This window comes from Novosphingobium humi (assembly GCF_028607105.1).
In the GTDB taxonomy this organism is placed as follows: Bacteria; Pseudomonadota; Alphaproteobacteria; order Sphingomonadales; family Sphingomonadaceae; genus Novosphingobium; species Novosphingobium humi.
The window spans coordinates 397,168-415,264 of the sequence record NZ_CP117418.1 but is presented as its reverse complement, the minus strand read 5'-3'; the positions used below and the strand labels follow the sequence as shown (position 1 = coordinate 415,264).

Genomic DNA, 18,097 nt, shown 5'->3' with positions numbered 1-18,097 from the left:
CGGGCGCGATCGCGCCATCTTGGGTGCGGCGGCGCATCCTGCCGGTTCCATCCCCCACACGGAGGCTTCATGCCCGCGATCCTTTCGATCGAAGCTCTCGGCAAACAGTATAAATCCGGCCACAAGGCGCTCGAAGGCGTCGATCTGTTCATTGAACGCGGCGAGATCTTCGCGCTGCTCGGCCCCAACGGCGCGGGCAAGACGACCTTGATCAGCATCGTCTGCGGAACGGTGACGCGCAGCGCGGGCACGATCACCGTCGCAGGCCACGACATCGACCATGCCCGCCGCGAAGCGCGCCAGCGCATCGGGCTGGTGCCGCAGGAAATTGCGCTGGATATGTTCTCAACCGTGCTCAATACGGTGCGGTTCAGCCGGGGCCTGTTCGGCAAGGCCCCCGATCCGGCCTATATCGAGGAAATCCTGCGCGACCTCTCGCTGTGGGACAAGCGCCATGCGCGCACCATGGAATTGTCGGGCGGCATGAAACGCCGTGTGATGATCGCCAAGGCATTGAGCCACGAACCGGAATTGCTGTTCCTGGACGAGCCCACGGCGGGCGTGGACGTCAACCTGCGCCGCGACATGTGGGCGCTGGTGCGCAAGCTGCGCGAGCGGGGCATGACGATCATCCTGACCACCCATTATATCGAGGAAGCCGAGGAAATGGCCGACCGCGTGGGCGTGATCAACGGCGGTCGGCTGCTGCTGGTCGAGGACAAGGCGGCGCTGATGCGCAAGCTGGGCAAGCGGCAATTGACGCTGACCCTGCAGGCGCCGCTGAGCGCCATCCCGGCCGAGCTTGCCGAATGGTCGCTGACGCTGGCCGAGGACGGGCTGCATCTCATCTACAGCTTTGACGCCGAGGCCGAGGATACCGGCATGCCCGCGCTGCTCCACCGCCTCGACAGGCTGGGCATTGCCTATCGCGATCTGGACACCAGCCGCAGTTCGCTGGAGGACATTTTCGTCAATCTGGTGGAGCAGGCGGCATGAGCGGGATCAATCTCCACGGCATCTGGGCGATCTATCGCACCGAAATGGCCCGCACATTGCGCACCATATGGCAAAGCGTGGCAACGCCGGTGATCACCACCGCGCTGTACTTCATCGTCTTTGGCGGCGCGATCGGCTCGCGGATGAGCCATGTCGGCGGGGTGGGCTATGGTGCCTTCATCGTGCCGGGGCTGATCATGCTGAGCCTTTTGACCCAAAGTATCTCGAACGCCTCGATAGGCATCTACTTCCCCAAATTCACCGGCACGATGTTCGAGATCCTCTCCGCGCCGCTCAACGCGGTCGAGGCCGTGATCGGCTATGTCGGCGCGGCGGCCACCAAATCGGTGGTGATCGGCCTGATCATCCTGCTCACGGCCACTTTCTTTACCGATGTGCGCATTCTGCATCCGGTCTGGATGGTCGCCTTTCTGCTGCTCACCTCGCTGACCTTCAGCCTGTTCGGCTTTCTCATCGGCATCTGGGCCAAGAATTTCGAGCAATTGGCGATCATTCCCTCGCTGATCATCACGCCGCTGACATTCCTGGGCGGTGCGTTCTATTCCATCGACATGCTGCCCCAGCCATGGCGCACGGTCAGCCTGTTCAACCCGGTGGTCTATCTGGTCAGCGGTTTTCGCTGGAGCTTCTATGGTCTGGGCGATGTCGGCGTGGGCGCCAGCCTTGGCTTTACCGCAGGCTTCATGGCGCTGTGTCTGATCGCGCTGACATGGATATTCCGCAGCGGATGGCGGCTCAAGCCCTAGGCGCAAGGAGGGCGTGACGGAGCAGAGGATGCCGGAACGCACCCCATTATTTGCAGCTTCGGTCGGGCTGTGCTAAATGAACGCTTCCCGGCAATCGGCCGGAGTGCAAAAGGAGCATGAAATGGACCGGAAGACGCGCTGAAATCGCCCGTCCCTTTTTTATTTCCGGTACTGTCATGCCCTCATTTCTTACACTTGAATCCGTGGTCCTTGCCACGCCCTCCGGTCGGGTGCTGTTTTCCGGCCTGTCGCTTCATGTCGGGCGCGAGCGCGTCGGCGTGGTGGGCCGCAACGGCTCCGGCAAATCCACCTTGCTGCGCGCCATTCTGGGGCAGGCCCCGGTGCAATCCGGCGTAGTGGCGCTGGGCGGCACGGTCGGCATGCTGGAACAGGCGGTCATGCCCGGCGATGAAACGGCGGGCGAGGCGCTGGGCGTTTCTGCCGCATTGGCAAGGCTTGATCGGCTTGAGGCCGGGACGGGGAGCGAACAGGATTTCGCCGAAGCCGACTGGACGCTGCCGCATCTGCTCGAAGGGGCGCTGACCGGCGCCGGTCTGCCGCCGCTTGACCTCGATCGCCCGCTGGCCAGTTTCAGCGGCGGCGAGCGGACACGCCTTGCCATCGCGCGCCTGTTGATCGAACAGCCCGACCTGCTGCTCATGGATGAACCGACCAACAATCTGGATGACGATGGCCGGGCGGCGATTGCCGGACTGTTGGCAAACTGGCGCGGCGGGGCCTTGGTGGTCAGCCACGACCGCGCGCTGCTCGAAGGCATGGACCGTATCGTCGCGCTTTCGCCGGTGGGCGTTGCGATCCACGGCGGCGGATGGTCATCGTGGGTCGAACAGCGCGATGCGGCAAGGCTGCGCGCGGAGGCGGAGCTTGACGAGGCGGAGCGACAGATGCGCGCGGCGCGACGCGAGGCCCAGACCGCGCGCGAAAGACAGGCCAGGCGTGATCGCGCGGGCCGGGCCTATGCCGCCGCCGGCAGCGCGCCCAGGATCCTGCTGGGCCGCCGCCGCGAAAGCGCCGAAAACAGTGCGGGCCGCCTCCATGCCCAGGCCGAGGACCGGATCGGAGCCAAGGCGGATGCGCGCGATGCGGCTCGCACCCGCGTCGAGGTGGCAACCCCGCTCAGGCTGGAAATACCGCCCTGTCACCTGCCGCCGGGCCGCCTTGCACTGGCTTTTGACGATGTCCGCTGGAGCGCCGGAGAGCGTCAGATCATCAACGGCCTGTCCTTTTCTCTGCGCGGCCCGGAGCGGGTGGCGCTGACCGGCCGGAACGGCGCAGGCAAAACCACGGTTCTCAAACTGGCCGCAGGCCTTGCCATGCCCACCGGCGGCAGGATCGAGCGCCCGGTTCCCTACGCCCTGCTCGACCAGACGGTCAGCCTGCTCGACCGCAGGGCAACGCTGGTGGAGAATATGCGTCGGCTCAATCCGACGCTGGATGACAACAGCCTGCGCGCCGCGCTCGCCCGTTTCGCTTTTCGCAACACCGAAGGGGAGCGGCGGGTGCGCGATCTGAGCGGCGGGGAATGTCTGCGGGCCGGGATCGCCTGTGTGCTCTCGGCCATGCCGGTGCCGCAGCTCCTGATGCTGGATGAACCGACGAACCACCTTGATGTGGAATCCATCGAGGTGATCGAACATGCGCTGCGCGGCTATGATGGCGCGCTGCTGATCGTCAGCCATGACGCGGCCTTCCGCGAGGCCGTCGGCATTGCCCGGCAAATCCGGCTGGACGGGCCCGCCTAGGGTGTACCGGCCCGACCGAACCAGTTCTTAACGCATCGGCGCGTAACAGGATGCCCTTCGGGGAACAGACATGGAAAAACGCGACCGCAGCGAAAGATTGGCAAGGCTGGATGGCCTGCGCGGTTTTGCCGCGGCCGGGGTCGTGCTCTATCACATGGCCAACTGGCCCGATCTGCCCGTCCGTCTGGACCCGATAACCGGCTGGGTGTTTCTGAAGGGCTGGACGCTGGTGGACCTGTTTTTCGTCCTGTCCGGCTTTGTGTTTGCCCATGTTTACGGCGCCCCCGATCAATTGCGCCGGCCTCAGGCGATGCGGGCCTTTGCGGTCGCCCGTTTCGCCCGTCTGTGGCCTTTGCATTTTGCGGTCCTGTGTCTGTTTGCGGCCTTTTCATGGGGCGGGGGCAACAATGGTCCGCATTTTGCGGCCCATGCGTTGATGCTTCAGGGCTTTGACCTGATGAGCGCGCGCAGCTTCAATTCGGCGAGTTGGTCGCTGACCATCGAGATCCTGTGTTACGCGCTGTTTGCCGCCGGGGCATGGCTTGGCGAAAGAGTGCTGTTGTGGATCACGGTGCTGGCGGTGGTGGGTTGCGGATGGTGGCTGGCGGTGCTGGGCCATCCGGGCGGGCCGTGGTTTGGCGAAACCATACCGCGCGGCATTCTGGGCTTCTTTACCGGCCAGTTGGTGTGGCGCAACCGCGCCTTGGGCGCGCGCCTGCCCGCCGCGCTGCTCTGGGCCATGGTGGGGGCGGGATTATGGCTGGACAATGGCCATATCAGCCCCCTCGTGCCGCTGGGTCTGCTGACCTGGCCCGCTGCGGTCCTGCTGGCGCTGCGCATGCCGGTCATGGAAAGCGCGGTGATGCATTGGCTGGGGCAGCGCTCCTTTGGGCTCTATATGGTGCATATGTTGTTTATCCACGCCATTGACGGGATCTGGCCCCCACAAGGGCTGAACTGGCCGGGCTTTGTTGCCGCGCAGGCGGCCATCGCGACGCTGACGCTTGCGGCGGCCGAGGGGGCTTTTCGCTGGATCGAAGTGCCGGGACGCCGGGCCATCCGCCATTGGCTGGCGCGGGCACAATCCGCCGCTCCCGCCGTCGAGGCGCGAGGCGCAGCCTCGTTTATGAGCCATTAACCGGTGTGGCTAAGCCCGATCAGCAGCACGGGGTCAATCAGCAGATGCGAAAGCCCGTGCCCCGCGGCCGCCGCAAACCAGCCTTGGCGCCAATAGAGCAATCCCCACACCACCCCGACGGCAAGATAGCGCAGCGAACCATAGAGCGGATCCTGCACCAATTGCGGCCAAACGCCGATCATCTGGGCAGCAACCGCCGCCAGCCCATAGGCCGCCGGCCCGGTAGGCCCCCGGAGCAGCCTGATTGCGGCGACCAATGCCGTCATGCATCCCAGACGATAGATGACCTCCTCGCCCAAGGACCAGACGCATAAGACGGGCGTCCTGCCGCCCAGCGGACTGGTGAAGAAGGCGACATAGCCCGGCGCAAGACGGCCGCGAAACAACCACAGATCCAGCATAGCGATAAAGGCGGTGACGCCCAGAACGGTCCAGGCCGTTTCCGCAACCGCCGATCGGCCATCACGCGGCAACAGGCCCAGCCCCAGCTTGCCGAGCATGTGTTCATGGGCCTTGGCAAAGTTCACAGGCAGAGCTTTCCTTATCGTGCATCAGTCCAGATAGGCGATACGGCAACCCGCACGCCCAAGCATGGCAGCCGCCCGTGCATTCTCATGAACCGCTCCGGGATCGGCGCGGCCCCGGAAAAAGGCGGCGATGCCGCGATAGGCGTCCGGGCGGATCAATGCCACCTGCGGCCGACCAACGCAAAGGCTTGCGGCCAGAGCAGGGCTCACCAGATCGCGCAGCAACCGGATGGGGCCGCGATCCAGACGGGGCGCGTTATAGACAAGGTCTTGAGCATAGGGCGCGTCGAGCGGGCCGATCAGGACATAGGCGGCAGGGCTGGCCGCAATCCGCGCGTCCAGCTCGGCATAGGGCCGGTATTGGCTGTAGGCCATCCATGCCTGCATCGGCAGGATCACAACCAGACCCAAAGCTGTCGTCGCCAGCAGCAGGCTGCGCCACATGGGCCTGGCGTCCCTCAGCCGTTTCCAGCCATAGACGGCGACCAGAATGCCATTGCCGATCAGGCCGTGGAAATAGCGATAGCCAAAGCCATGCCCCTGTTCGGGCAGGATCAGCGTCATCACGCAAGCGGTAAGCCACAGGCCCCCGGCAAGGGCGCGGGCCAGAGGATCGCTGCGCGTTGCCGCCAGCCCCATGACAAACAAGGGCAGGAGCAGCACAGGTTGCCACGCAAGAAAGCGCAGCAGATTGACCGTCATGTCGGGCAGGGCCCGGGCGTAATGTCCTTGGGACAGCACCATGATCAGACGGGAAGGGAAATCCACCCCCGCCGGGCGCAGCGCAGCCGCGGCCGCCTGAACCAGATGCCATGTCCAGTTAGGCCACCACAACCAGAAGGCGCCCGCCAGCCCATAGCCGATCGCAAAAAGGGCGGCCCGTTTCCAGTTGCGTTCCCGCAGGACAAGATACAGCAGGGGCGCGGCGAACATGGGGTGCATGATCGGCTGATGCAGCCCCATCGCCACAAAACCGACCGCCAGCGCCGCAACATCGCTCCGCCATGACCGTCTGAGATAGAGCCAGAGCCAGACGAGGTTCAAAGCCAGATGCGCCGGCATCGCATAGGAGGTCATGCCCGCAAACAGCACCTGACCCGAGCCAAGATAGAGCAGCGCGGCAACTGCGGCGGCCTCGCGGTCCGCGGGCCAGATACGCCGCGCGCAACCCCACAGCGCCACCCCGCCCAGCGCCGTCATCAAAGGACCGACCAGCGCCGGATCACCCAGCAGGCCGAACACCGCGCGCAGCGCCGCATTCAGCGGCAGATAGGACGAAATCCAGCTGGCACGATGTTCGGCCGGATACATGAAAAGCGTGTTCAAGGCATCGGCATGGTCGCGCCACATGGGCGGCAGCGGCTGGGAAAAATGCCCGTCGGCAAAGACCGCCGCATCGAAACTGGCCATCTGTTCATCACGGCTCAGATCATATGCGCCCAGCAGCCAATCATGCCCCGCAAGACAGGCCGACGCCATAAGCGCAAAGGCCGCCAGACAGAGGCGCGGATCGGCGCTCAACGTCCGCATCCGGCGCCGGACCAGCAGGGCCGAACCGGCCAGCATCGCCGCCTGCGCCAGCAGCAGCCAGCGATCCTGTCGATACAGCAGCGCCCCGCCGATCTCCAGAACAGGCGGCAGCAGCGCCGCATAGGCAAAGCCGACCAGCGCGATGATGGCTGCCCAGCTCACCGCTCTTCGCAGCGGCGCCTGACCCGCCTCGCGCAAGGCCCCGCCCTGCAAAAGCTGCTCGATGATCCTCATGGCCAAACCATCGCACCTTTATGGCTAATGCTTTCCTAAACCTTATCACCGGGCCTTTCCCCTCCGCTTCCCCCTGCGTGTTGCGCCAAAATGGCGTTGGACAAGGCAAATTGTCATGGCGACGGATCATTCTCGGTTCTGGCGTGTTATGGCAGGTGACAGGATTGGGCCTGGTGGCAAAAGGGGGCCATTTTTGCGGAAGGTTTTACAAGCGGCGCGGCGGCAAGGCGCGGAATGCGAAATGAGGGACGCATTCTTTCCCCCGCGCGGATGCCATGTTGCACGAATTTTTGCCCGGCAAACCGTCCGGCAAATCCCTCGGGGAATATCCGGGACCGCCATGATGATCGGCTGGGCCGTGTTGACTGGGACCATGTTGACCGGGGCCATGTTGACCGGGACCGCCTCGGCTCAGCCCGCACCCGCCGCGCCGCCCTCCCCCATCATCACCGATAGCGATTTCGAGGCCGCACTTCCGCCGGTGGACGCACCCGCCAAACCGGCCGCCACCAATCCGCCCCCCGCCCAGCCTCCTCTTGCCGCCGATCCCGACCTGACCAAACCGCTCACCCCGCTCGACGATTTCAACAAGGAAGCGCTGCGCGATGACAATGGCGGCGCAAAGACCGAAAGCGCGCCCAGCCTGTCCTATCGCTGGCATGTGACCGGGCTGGAAAACCTGCGCGATGCCGACCCGGTAGCCCCGATTGAGGGCGGCGCGCTGGTGGACAGTTTCGAGGCTGTCTCCGCCCTGAAGCAGGGCAAGGGCAAGGCGACGAATGCCGCCGCCATCGCCGCGCGGATCGAGCAGGACCGGCAGGCGCTCTCCGATGTGATGGCCTCGCAGGGCTATTTCGACGCGGGCGTGCAATCCTCGGTCGCCATGCCCGAGCAGGGCAAGCCGGGGGATATCGTCGTTTCCATGGCGGTGGCGGCGGGGCCGCGCTATCGGCTGGGCGCAATCCGCTTTGACGCGCCCGCGCTGGTGCCGCCCGATTTGCTCACCCGCCATTTCGGCATCCATTCAGGCGAACCCATCGTGGCCGAGCGCGTGCTGTCGGCCGAGGCCGAACTGGGGGTGATCCTGCCCCAATCGGCCTATCCCTTTGCCAAGATCGGCCAACGAGACATCGAACTGGACGCCGCCACCGGCCTTGGCGATTACACCCTGCCCGTCACGCCCGGCCCGCGCAGCCGTTTTGGCGATATCAGGATCAAGGGCCGCCGCCCGGTGTTTGACGCCCACCACATCGCCACCATCGCCCGTTTCCGCAAGGGCGACCTCTATGACAGCCGTCAGGTCGACGATCTGCGCAAGGCGCTGGTGGCCACCAACCTGTTTGCCACGGTCACGGTGGACCCCGCCCAGACCGGCACCAGCGCGCCCGATAACACCGAATATGCCAATCTGGTCGTCAGCCAGCGGGCCGGACCGCCGCGCTCGCTCTCGGCGCAGGCGGGCTATTCGACCGGCGAAGGCATCAAGGCGGTGGGCAGCTGGAGCCACGCCAATCTCTTTCCGCCCGAAGGCGCCATCATCGCCAGCGCCACCGCAGGCACCAGCGAGCAGGGCGTCTCGGGCACCTTCCGCCGGTCCAACGCGGGGCTGCGCGACCGCACGGTCGAATTGTCGATCAGCGCCAACCATACCAATCTCGATGCCTATGAGGCGTTTACCGGCGCGCTCAAAGGGCGCATCTCGCGCGCAAGCACCGCGATCTGGCAAAAACGCTGGACCTACAGCTATGGCTTTGAACTGATCGGATCAAACGAGCAGGACTATGCCTTTGAACAGGCGGGCGAGCGCCGACGCACCTTCTACATCCTCGCGCTGCCGGGACAGATCACCTATGACCGGTCGAACTCGCTGCTCGACCCCACGCGCGGTTATCGCCTGTCGGCCACGCTCTCGCCCGAGGCATCCTTGGGCAGCAACATACAAACCTATGCCCGCTCGATCTTTGAGGCGACCGGCTATTATCCCATCGCCGGAAAGCTGGTGTTGGCCGGGCGGGCGCGGGTGGGCATGATCGGCGGGGCCTCGCGCGAATCCATTGCGCCATCGCGGCGCTTCTATTCAGGCGGCGGCGGATCGGTGCGCGGCTTCGGCTATCAGGAGCTTGGCCCCAAAGACCCCGACGGCCACCCCATCGGCGGGCGTTCCCAAGCCGAAACCAGCGTGGAATTGCGCTATCGGTTTGGCAATTTCGGCGTGGTGGGCTTTGTCGACAGCGGACAGGTGTTTACCAGCGAAGTGCCCACCTTCAATTCATGGCGCTTTGGCGCGGGGGTGGGCGTGAGATATTACACCAATTTCGGGCCGATGCGCTTTGACATCGCCACGCCGATCAACCGACAGATCGGGGAATCGCGCGTGGCGGTCTATGTCTCGATCGGGCAGGCATTCTGATGGAGCAGGTGGAAAATCCGCAGGTTCGGCCCCGCCAACCCCTGCTGGGCAAGGCGTTGCGCTATGCCGCGATCGCGGTGGGTGTGCTTGTGGCGCTGGCGGCGGCGCTGTGGATCTGGCTTTCGACGCAGAGCGGGCGCGACATGGTGGCCGCGCAGATTTCCCGCCTGTCCTTTGCCAATGGCATGAGCCTTCGTGTCGACCGGATCGAAGGCTCGCTGCTGGGCGCGCTGACTATCCGCAATCTGGACATCGGCGATCCGGAGGGGCGGTTTTTCCATGCCGAAAATGTGGCGCTGGATTATCGGCCCCTGGCCTATATCGGCGGGCATCTGGATATTCGGCGCCTGCATATTCCCGCCGCGCGGCTGGAACGCGCACCCCGCTTCAAACCCACGCCGCCCAGCAATGAGCCGCTGCTGCCCGATCTGGATATTGACGTGGGCCAACTGGCGGTGGATCGGCTGGAGATTGCCCCTGCCATCACTGGCCGGCGCCATATCGTCAGCCTTCAAGGGCAAGCCCATATCGCCGACCGGCGAGCCCAGATCACCGCGCGGGCCGTGGCGCTGGTCGCCCCCGGCGTGGCGGGCGGAGACCGGCTGGCGCTCAAGCTGGATGCCGTGCCGCAGATCAACCGGCTGAACATGGATTTCGCGCTGGATACGCCCGCCGACGGCCTGCTCGCGGCCCTGACCGGGCAGGCCGAGGCGCGCCATCTGCGGTTGACCGGGCGGGGCGACTGGAAGGCATGGAACGGTTCGCTGGCGGCCAGCGCGGGGGGCAAACCTTTGGCCGACATGGTGATCAACGCGCGCGCCGGCACCATTCACATCGCGGGCCTTGCCCATCCCAACGTTTGGCTCAAGGGCCAGAACAGCGCCCTGTTCCAGCCCGAGACGAAAGTGGACGCCACCGCCGCCTTCGACAAGCGGCAGATGCAGGTCACGGCCCGGATCGGCAATGCCAATTTCGCGCTGGCCGTTGATGGTATGGCCGATATGGGCAACAACACGATGCATCAGATACGCCTTGCCCTGAAGGTGATGCAGCCGCGTGTGCTGGCGACAAACCTGTCGGGCAATGACATTGTCGCCGAGGCAACGCTCGATGGCAGCTTTGCCGCGCCGCGCATCGCCTATGCGCTCAAGGCGGCCTCCATCGGCTTTGGCGCCACCCGCATCGACGGCCTCGCCGCATCGGGCAGCGCCGCGCTCGACAAGGACCACTGGCGCATTCCCATAAACGGCACGGCCCGGGCCATCACCGGCGTCTCGGCCAACGTGGCGCCCCTGCTCGAACATGTCCGCTTTGGCGGCGATTTCGGCTATGCCGACGGGCGGCTGTTATCCGACAATATCCGCCTGCAATCAAGCCGGATCGACGCGCGCGCCGTGGTGATCGCCGATCTGCCGCGCGCGCTCTACACCGGCACGCTCAATGGCACGATCAACGGCTATCGCGTGGAAAGCGTGGGCATTTTCAACCTCGCCTCCAATATCGGGCTCAAGACGCAGGAAGATGGCGGCTTCCGGCTGGAAGGCCGCGTGAGCGCGCGCTCGACCCGTCTGCTCAATGACGGGATCGCGGGCTTTCTGGGCGGCAATGCGCTGATCACCGCGCGGGTGGGCTATGGCAGCGACGGGGTGGCGACGGTGGATGGACTAACCGTTGCCGCGCCCGCCTTCCGCCTTGCCGATGGCCGGGGGAGCTATGACGCCAAGGGGCAGATCGCCTTTGCCGCCGATGCCTCTTCCGACCACTATGGTCCGATCCGGTTGAGCGCAAAGGGCAGCGTGGCGCAGCCGGTGCTGCATCTGGAGGCGCCACGCCCCGGCATGGGCGTCGGGCTGGCCGCGCTGGTGGCCGATGTGCGCGGGGCGGGCGGCGCCTATCAGGTCAAGGCCAAAGCGGCCAGCGATTACGGCCCCATCGGCGCCGATCTGCTCGTCTCCACCGCCAAGGGGCCGCTGGCGGTTGATCTGCGGCCCGGCACCAGTCTGGCCGGGATCGCGCTGACCGGCCATGTGCAGCAGCAGGCCGCAGGGCCATTCGCGGGCGCGCTGGCGCTGGCCGGGGCCGGGGTGAACGGGCGGGTCGATCTGTCCGCCATGGGCGCGCATCAGCGGGCGGTGGCCGCGATTAACGGCCAGAACGTCAGCCTGCCGGGCAAGGCAGGGCTGACCATCGCGCGGCTGGTGGTCAAGGGCGATGCCGTAATGGCCGACCGGCCTCAGGTGAACGCCGATGTGCAATTGGCGGGCGCGCGGCAGGGCGATTTCTATCTGGCGCAGACGCGGGCCAACATCACCTATCGCGACGGCGCGGGCGAGGTGAAGCTGCTGACCGAAGGGCGCAACCGCTATCCCTTCCGTCTGGCCGCGCAGGGCAGGCTCTCGCCCGACCTGTGGCGGGTGGCGGTCAATGGGCGGATCAATGGCGTCAGCATCGCCTCACGCGGGGCGGTCGAGATCGTGCCGGAAAAGGCGGGCTATCTGCTGCGCCCCGCCACGCTTTCGGTCAACAACGGCAGCCTGCGGATCGAGGGGCGCTATGGCGCGGCCAGCACCCTGCGCGCGCGGCTTGACGGCGTTGATCTGGCGCTGGTCAATGGCTTTGTGCCTGATCTCGGGCTGGGCGGGCGGATGTCGGGCAGCCTCGATCTCGATCAGGCGGGCGCCGGGGCCATGCCCAGGGTCGACGCCCAGCTTCATATCGCGGGGCTGACCCGCACGGGCCTTTCGGCAGTCTCCACGCCGGTGGATATCACCATGGCCGCGCAATTGGACAACCGGGCCGCCCATGCCCAGGCGCTGGTGCGGCGTGGGGATGCACTGATCGGGCAAATGCAGGTGAATGCCACGCCGGGCGCGGCGGAAACCGGCACATGGAGCAATCGCCTCATGGCCGCGCCGCTTTCAGGCGGGGTGCGCTATAATGGTCCGGCCGATGTGCTGGCCTCGCTGGCCGCGCTTTCCGATCAAAGCCTGAAAGGGCCGATCGGGATTGCGGCCGATTTCGGCGGATCGGCCCATGCGCCCAGCATCACCGGCACCGTGCGCGCCCAAAATCTGGTCTATGACAATGCCACCTATGGCACGCGCCTGAACGATATGGCCTTGCAGGGCCGGTTCACCAATGACCGGCTGGAGGTGCAGAGCCTGACTGCCAAGGCGGGCGACGGCACGGTCAAGGCCAGCGGCTTCATCTCTCTGAGCGCGCAGGAGGGCTATCCGATCCAGTTGGGCATCAATATGGCCAATGCCCAATTGGCCAGCGGGGCGGACCTCTCGGCGCGGGCTAGCGGCGATATCAAGCTGGTCAATGCGCCGGGCCAACCGCCCACGGTCAGCGGCACGCTCGACCTGCCCGAAACGCATTACCGCATCGTGCGGCAGGGTTCGGCGGCGGTGCCGACGCTGAGCGGCGTGCGCCACAAGCCCGCCATCGGGCCGGAGCGCATCAGCGGTGATGCCGAGCCGGTGCATTCACTGCCCGTCAACTGGAACCTCGATATGCGGGTGCGGGCCGACAACCAGATCTTCGTGACCGGCATGGGGCTGGACAGCGAATGGTCGAGCAACCTGCGCATCGGCGGATCGACCACCCAGCCAGCGATTACCGGCACGGTGCGCGCGGTGCGCGGCACGCTGGATTTTGCCGGGCATAGTTTCACCATCGACAGCGGGACGATCACGCTCAATGGCGGCGATCTGACCGATCCGGCGCTCAATATCCGGGCCTCGGGCACGATTTCGGATGTGACGATCAGCATCGTCATCACCGGCACGGGCTCGAACCCGGAAATCGCGCTGACATCCGACCCGGCGCTGCCGCAGGATGAATTGATGGCGCGCATTCTGTTCGGCGGGCCGGTGGGCAGCCTCTCGACGCTTCAGGCGGTCCAGCTTGCCTCCTCGCTCAACACGCTGCGCGGGGCCAAGGGCGGGCTTAATCCGCTGGGGGCGCTGCAATCGGCCACCGCGATCAGCCGCCTGCGCGTGCTGGGCGCCGATGCCGCCACCGGGCGGCAGACCGCGCTGGCGGCGGGCAAATATATCACCAACAACATCTATGTTGAGGTGGTGACCGACACGCGCGGCTATATGGCCACCCAGCTGGAAATCGCGCTGACCAAGGCGTTTTCGGTCCTGAGTCAGGCAGGCCAGTTCGGCGGCACCGGCGTCACGGCGCGCTATCGCAAGCGGTATTGAGAAGAGGCGATGATGGGGCATGGCGCGCAAAAAGGCCGCGGGATCGGATTGGGGCTTCTTGCCATGCTGGCGCTGATGGCGGGGGGATGCCGCCGCGAAAGCTTTGATGACCAATGGCAGCGCAGGAGCAAGGAAGCCGACCAGACCGCCAGCGCGATGGAGCGTGACATGCAGGCCCGCCTCCATATGGCCGAGGAGGCCGGGCAGGGACTGTCCAGCGCGGCCGAAACCGCCTCAACCGGACCATGAACGCGCAGGTTCCCCCATCGGCCCCCGGCTGCGACGCCGCCAGCCCGCTGGAAATGCCGTGGGCGGCATGGCGCCAGATCGCCGGGCGGGTCTGGGCGACGATGGACGAGCATCAGCTCAACCTGTTGGCGGCGGGCGTGTCTTTCTACACATTTCTGGCCTTTGTGCCGATGATCGCCTCGGTTGTGCTGGTCTATGGGCTGGTCGGAGATCCCAATGCGGTGGCCTCGGGGCTGGACGGATTGCGCGGATTCCTGCCCGACGACGTGATGCGGGTGGCGCGTCCGCCGCTGCTGGCCGCGATCAATGCCGAAACGCCCGCCAAGGGACTTGGGCTGGTGATGGCGCTGGGCGTGGCGCTGTATGGGGCGATGAATGCGGCCTTTTCGCTGCTTTCAGCGATGAATCTCATCTATGAGGAACCAGCCAAGCGGTCCTTCTGGCGCACCTTTGCGCTGGCGGTGGCGGTAACGGCCGGGATGGTGGCGATCGGCGTTCTGGCAACGGCGGCCATTGCGCTGGTTTCCTGGGCCGGGCCGCTGATGGTGGTCTGGTGGGGCGAACAGGTGTTGATTCTGGCGCGCATCACGGTGTGGAGCGTGGCCGTGGTGGTGGTCAGCCTGTGTTTTGCGGTGTTTTACCGCATGGTGCCCGACCGGCAGCCGGCCAAATGGCGCTGGTTGGCGCTGGGGGCTTTTCTGTCCACCGTGATCTGGATGGCGCTTACGCTGGGCTTTGGCGTCTATGTCGATCATATCGCGCGCTACAACGCGGTTTATGGTTCGCTGGCCACGGTGGTCGTGTTTCAGGTGTGGCTCTATCTGTCGGCCTATGCGGCGCTGATCGGGGCGGCGGTCAATTGCGAAATCGAGCGACAGACGATGGTGGATACGACCATCGGGCCCGATCTTCCCATGGGGCATCGTGGGGCGGCATTGGCCGATAAGGTGGCGGAGGCGGGCAAAAGGTTGATGGTGTGAGGGCACGGGCGCCCGCTCGCGCGATAAAATTTTTACGGCCCATATTATTGATATTTATACATATATTTCAATCGGCAAAATTTCCTTTGACGCATCCCTCCACCTCGGGCAAATAGATAAAACAAATTGCTTTAATGAGTCTCCCAAGAGGCTCAACCCCAGGAGAGGAATCCCCATGCAATCAAAGGCCAATCGGTCTGGTGTGTTGTCCTGCGCCGTTTCCGCGCTTGCCATTGCCCTGCCCACCTTCATGCCCGGCGTTGCGCTTGCGGCAACCCCTGCGGCCGACGCCCCGGCCCCGCAGGCGGCAAGCCCCGATGCCGACGCCCCCGGCATCATCGTGACCGGCATCCGCGCCTCCATCGAACGCGCGGTCAGCATCAAGCGCAATGCGGCCAGCATCGTCGATGCGATTTCGGCGCAGGATATCGGCAAGCTGCCTGACGCCACGATCTCGGACTCGCTCCAGCGCATTCCGGGCGTCCAGATCCGCCGCGACGCGGGCGAAGGCAGCACGGTCAACGTGCGCGGCCTGCCTCAGGTGGTCACGCTGATGAACGGGGAATCCTTCCTTGGCGCCGGGTCCATCACCTCGGTCCAACCCAATTTCACCGACATTCCGTCCCAGCTCTTCTCCGGCGCCAGCGTCATCAAGAGCTCGACCGGCTCGATGCTCTCGGCCGGCATTTCGGGCACGATCGACCTTAAGACGCGCCGCCCCTTTGATCTGAAATCCGGCGTGCATGGCGCATTTTCGGCCGACGGCGGATCGGGTTCGAGCACCAAGAAGTTCGATCCCCATTTCAACGGGCTGGTGTCCTGGCGCAACGACAATGTCGGCCTCCTGATCTCGGCGGCCTATTCCAAGGACCATCTGGGCAATTCCTATTCGGGCATCCAGCGCGACTATGGCGGGCGTCTGGCCGATGAATCTTTGGCCAATGCCACCGGCTATGGCGGCTTCCGCTTCGACAATCCCAATCGCGGCACGAATGTGCCGGGCGGCATCGACGTGAACGGCAACGGCACCGCCACCGACTCCTTCTTCTCGCCCCAGGCCCATACCGGCTGGAACCGTATGACCGAGCGCGAACGGATCGGCGTCAACGGCTCGTTTCAGGCGCATCTGAGCGACACGCTCGAATTTGTGGCCGATGGTTTCTATACCAAGCAGAACCAGTACACCGGCACCTCCGGTTTCCAAATGCAGGGCGTCAACTGGCAGGCCGCCGATTTCGTGCCGGGGCAGAGCCGCGACACCGGATCGCTGATCAACGGCTTCCATTTCAACACGACGCAAAAGTACAATTACACGCTCCAGAATTTCGACAGCTATTCCGAGCTTAACCGCGCGATTTCGGACTCGACCAACCTCAACGCCGAATTGCGCTACAAGGGCGAAAAGCTGAGGCTGACGCTGCGCGGCGTGTATGGAAAGGCCAATTACAGGCTCGACAACAGCTATGCGCAATTCTCGCTGTCAGACGGCACGCAATGGTTCAATGGCGTTGGCACCTATCCGGCCTCGCTGGGCGGCAACCGCATCTTCAACCCGCTGGGTTATACTTACAACACCCTGCCCGCGACGGTCGATTACATCGGTTCCTCGGTCAATTTCACCCTGCCGGGCCAGTTGACCAATGAATTGGGCAACAAGAGCGCCTATGCGCTCAAGACGATTTCCTCGGAAGGCAACCAGCGCTCGAACGCGGATATGAAGGTCCTGCGTCTGGACGGCGCCTATGAATTCAACAGCAGTTTCAATGTCGAATTCGGCCTGCGCTATGGCGACCGCAGCGCGCAGCAAACCGTGTTCGACCGCGCGGCCCCGCTCTATGGCGGCAATGGCGCGTCTAACCCGGCCGGTTGCTATGTCAAGTGGAAGGCCTTCGACGTTCAGATGAACGATCCTTCCTGCTATGCCAACAACGCTTCGGGTCAATATCTGACCGCCGGGCTGACCCGCCTTGCCACCGATCCCACCCTGTCGGGCCTGCTTACGCAATCCAGCCTGCCCGTGGGCGGGGTCGGCTCGATCTATACGATCAACCCAATGGCGATGCGCGATCCGCTCGCGTTCCAGAACAGCTTCTATCCGGGCAACAAGGAATTCGTGCAGCCGGGGCAGACCTTCTCGGTCGGTTTCAAACAGTGGTCCGGCTTTGCCCAGCTCAATTATGCCGGCGAAATCGGCTCGATGGCCTTCCACGCCAATGGCGGCCTGCGCATCATCAACACCAGCCTGCATGTGATCCAGCATCTGGCCGGTTCGCCCCAGCCCTATGGCCTGCCCAATACCGATGCGGGCACGCTGACCACGGACCGTTCCTTCACCGATTTCCTGCCCGCCTTCAACGCCTCGCTCGATGTAACGAGCAAGCTGCGCCTGCGCGCGGCGGTGGCCAAGAACATGACCCCGCTCAACCTCGACCAGTGGGGCGGCGGGCTTAACCTCAACTATGCGATCGACACGACCACCAATCCGCCGGTCTTCCACGTGGCGGGGGGCAGCTCGAACGGCAATCCGCAGCTCGATCCGTGGCGTTCGACCAATTATGACGTGTCGCTGGAATATTACCTCGGCCGCACCAGCATGATCAGCCTTGCGCTGTTCCGCATCGATGTGAAGAGCTTTATCCAGAGCGCCACAGTGATGCGCAGCAACATCCCCGATCTTGACGGTGTTGTGCGCTCCACCGTTCCCATCACCACCAATGTGCAGGGCAATGGCGGCAAGCTGCAAGGGGTCGAAGTGGGCGGCAAGTATGGCTTTGACTTCCTGCCGGGTTGGCTGGGCGGTTTTGGCATTGACGCCAATTACACCTATTCGGACTCCTCCTCGGGCAATTACGATCTGTCCGGCGCCAAGGAACCGTTCCACGACAATTCCAAGCATCAGATCAATGCCGCGCTGTGGTATGAAAAATACGGGCTTCAGGCGCGTGTGGCATGGAACTATCGCTCCAAGCGCGCCGAACAGTCCGATTTCGCCGGGATCGCGGGCATGACGCTGTATCAGGCGCCCACCAACTACGTCGACGCCTCGGTGTCCTATGATGTGAACAAGCAGGTGACGATCTTTGCGCAAGGGTCGAACCTGACCAAGGAATCGGAACATTACTTCCTCGTTTGGCCCGATCTGAAAGCCTTCAACAACCTCTACGAACGCCGCTTCCAGATCGGCGCCCGCGCGAGGTTCTAAACGCTCTCCTCCCCACCGTCCCTCCTCCTGCGGGCGGCCTTGCAGCGCCGTGTCGGCCTGCAAAGCCGCCCGATTTTTTGAAGTCCG

At 64.6% G+C, this 18,097-nt stretch carries 11 protein-coding genes; 9 read left to right on the top strand and 2 right to left on the bottom strand.

Translation table 11 applies throughout. The features are described 5' to 3' along the window. The first annotated feature begins 69 nt into the window (after nucleotides 1-69). The 4 genes from PQ457_RS17775 (at nucleotide 70) to PQ457_RS17760 (ending at nucleotide 4,664) form a co-directional block, all read left to right on the top strand. Nucleotides 70-996: an ABC transporter ATP-binding protein gene (locus tag PQ457_RS17775; RefSeq protein ID WP_273620184.1), complete on the top strand. Its 927-nt coding sequence runs from the start codon at nucleotides 70-72 to the stop codon at nucleotides 994-996. Then, nucleotides 993-1,763: an ABC transporter permease gene (locus PQ457_RS17770; RefSeq protein WP_273620183.1), complete on the top strand. Its 771-nt coding sequence runs from the start codon at nucleotides 993-995 to the stop codon at nucleotides 1,761-1,763. Before PQ457_RS17775 ends, PQ457_RS17770 begins: the two co-directional genes overlap by 4 nt. A 176-nt stretch (nucleotides 1,764-1,939) precedes the next feature. Beyond that, the gene (locus tag PQ457_RS17765; protein ID WP_273620182.1) at nucleotides 1,940-3,526 is read left to right on the top strand and encodes an ABC-F family ATP-binding cassette domain-containing protein; all 1,587 of its coding nucleotides are present in this window, start codon (nucleotides 1,940-1,942) and stop codon (nucleotides 3,524-3,526) included. A 70-nt stretch (nucleotides 3,527-3,596) separates the two neighbouring features. After that, entirely contained in the window at nucleotides 3,597-4,664 is a 1,068-nt protein-coding gene (locus PQ457_RS17760) for an acyltransferase family protein (protein WP_273620181.1), read from the top strand. Here the strand turns inward: PQ457_RS17760 and PQ457_RS17755 are convergent. Together PQ457_RS17755 and PQ457_RS17750 are read right to left on the bottom strand one after the other, a co-directional pair. Continuing rightward, nucleotides 4,661-5,191, bottom strand: coding sequence for a hypothetical protein (locus tag PQ457_RS17755; protein WP_273620180.1), 531 nt, complete (start codon nucleotides 5,189-5,191; stop codon nucleotides 4,661-4,663). The genes PQ457_RS17760 and PQ457_RS17755 overlap by 4 nt on opposite strands. A gap of 24 nt (nucleotides 5,192-5,215) precedes the next feature. Continuing rightward, nucleotides 5,216-6,955, bottom strand: coding sequence for a hypothetical protein (locus PQ457_RS17750; protein ID WP_273620179.1), 1,740 nt, complete (start codon nucleotides 6,953-6,955; stop codon nucleotides 5,216-5,218). Between the two features lie 358 nt (nucleotides 6,956-7,313). On the opposite strand from PQ457_RS17750, the gene PQ457_RS17745 reads away from it, so the two are divergent. The 5 genes from PQ457_RS17745 to PQ457_RS17725 all read left to right on the top strand — a co-directional run bounded on the left by PQ457_RS17745 (nucleotide 7,314) and on the right by PQ457_RS17725 (nucleotide 18,010). Then, the gene (locus tag PQ457_RS17745; RefSeq protein ID WP_273620178.1) at nucleotides 7,314-9,365 is read left to right on the top strand and encodes an autotransporter assembly complex protein TamA; all 2,052 of its coding nucleotides are present in this window, start codon (nucleotides 7,314-7,316) and stop codon (nucleotides 9,363-9,365) included. Beyond that, nucleotides 9,365-13,579: a translocation/assembly module TamB domain-containing protein gene (locus tag PQ457_RS17740; RefSeq protein WP_273620177.1), complete on the top strand. Its 4,215-nt coding sequence runs from the start codon at nucleotides 9,365-9,367 to the stop codon at nucleotides 13,577-13,579. The genes PQ457_RS17745 and PQ457_RS17740 overlap by 1 nt, the downstream gene beginning before the upstream one ends. 9 nt (nucleotides 13,580-13,588) lie before the next feature. After that, a complete protein-coding gene (locus PQ457_RS17735) occupies nucleotides 13,589-13,828 on the top strand; it encodes a hypothetical protein (protein WP_273620176.1) in 240 nt (79 codons plus the stop codon). Beyond that, nucleotides 13,825-14,808 carry a YihY/virulence factor BrkB family protein gene (locus PQ457_RS17730; protein WP_273620175.1) on the top strand — a complete coding sequence of 328 codons (984 nt, stop codon included), beginning with the start codon at nucleotides 13,825-13,827 and terminating at the stop codon, nucleotides 14,806-14,808. Before PQ457_RS17735 ends, PQ457_RS17730 begins: the two co-directional genes overlap by 4 nt. A 175-nt stretch (nucleotides 14,809-14,983) precedes the next feature. After that, nucleotides 14,984-18,010, top strand: a complete 3,027-nt coding sequence (locus PQ457_RS17725; protein WP_273620174.1) for a TonB-dependent receptor — start codon at nucleotides 14,984-14,986, stop codon at nucleotides 18,008-18,010. The last annotated feature ends 87 nt before the right edge of the window (nucleotides 18,011-18,097 follow it).

Excerpts from the sequence above, each read along its gene's own strand:
- PQ457_RS17775 (WP_273620184.1), top strand. The coding sequence starts at position 70 with ATGCCCGCGATCCTTTCGATCGAAGCTCTCGGCAAACAGTATAAATCC.
- PQ457_RS17770 (WP_273620183.1), top strand. The coding sequence starts at position 993 with ATGAGCGGGATCAATCTCCACGGCATCTGGGCGATCTATCGCACCGAA.
- PQ457_RS17765 (WP_273620182.1), top strand. The coding sequence starts at position 1,940 with ATGCCCTCATTTCTTACACTTGAATCCGTGGTCCTTGCCACGCCCTCC.
- PQ457_RS17760 (WP_273620181.1), top strand. The coding sequence starts at position 3,597 with ATGGAAAAACGCGACCGCAGCGAAAGATTGGCAAGGCTGGATGGCCTG.
- PQ457_RS17750 (WP_273620179.1), bottom strand. The coding sequence starts at position 6,955 with ATGAGGATCATCGAGCAGCTTTTGCAGGGCGGGGCCTTGCGCGAGGCG.
- PQ457_RS17740 (WP_273620177.1), top strand. The coding sequence starts at position 9,365 with ATGGAGCAGGTGGAAAATCCGCAGGTTCGGCCCCGCCAACCCCTGCTG.
- PQ457_RS17735 (WP_273620176.1), top strand. The coding sequence starts at position 13,589 with ATGATGGGGCATGGCGCGCAAAAAGGCCGCGGGATCGGATTGGGGCTT.
- PQ457_RS17730 (WP_273620175.1), top strand. The coding sequence starts at position 13,825 with ATGAACGCGCAGGTTCCCCCATCGGCCCCCGGCTGCGACGCCGCCAGC.
- PQ457_RS17725 (WP_273620174.1), top strand. The coding sequence starts at position 14,984 with ATGCAATCAAAGGCCAATCGGTCTGGTGTGTTGTCCTGCGCCGTTTCC.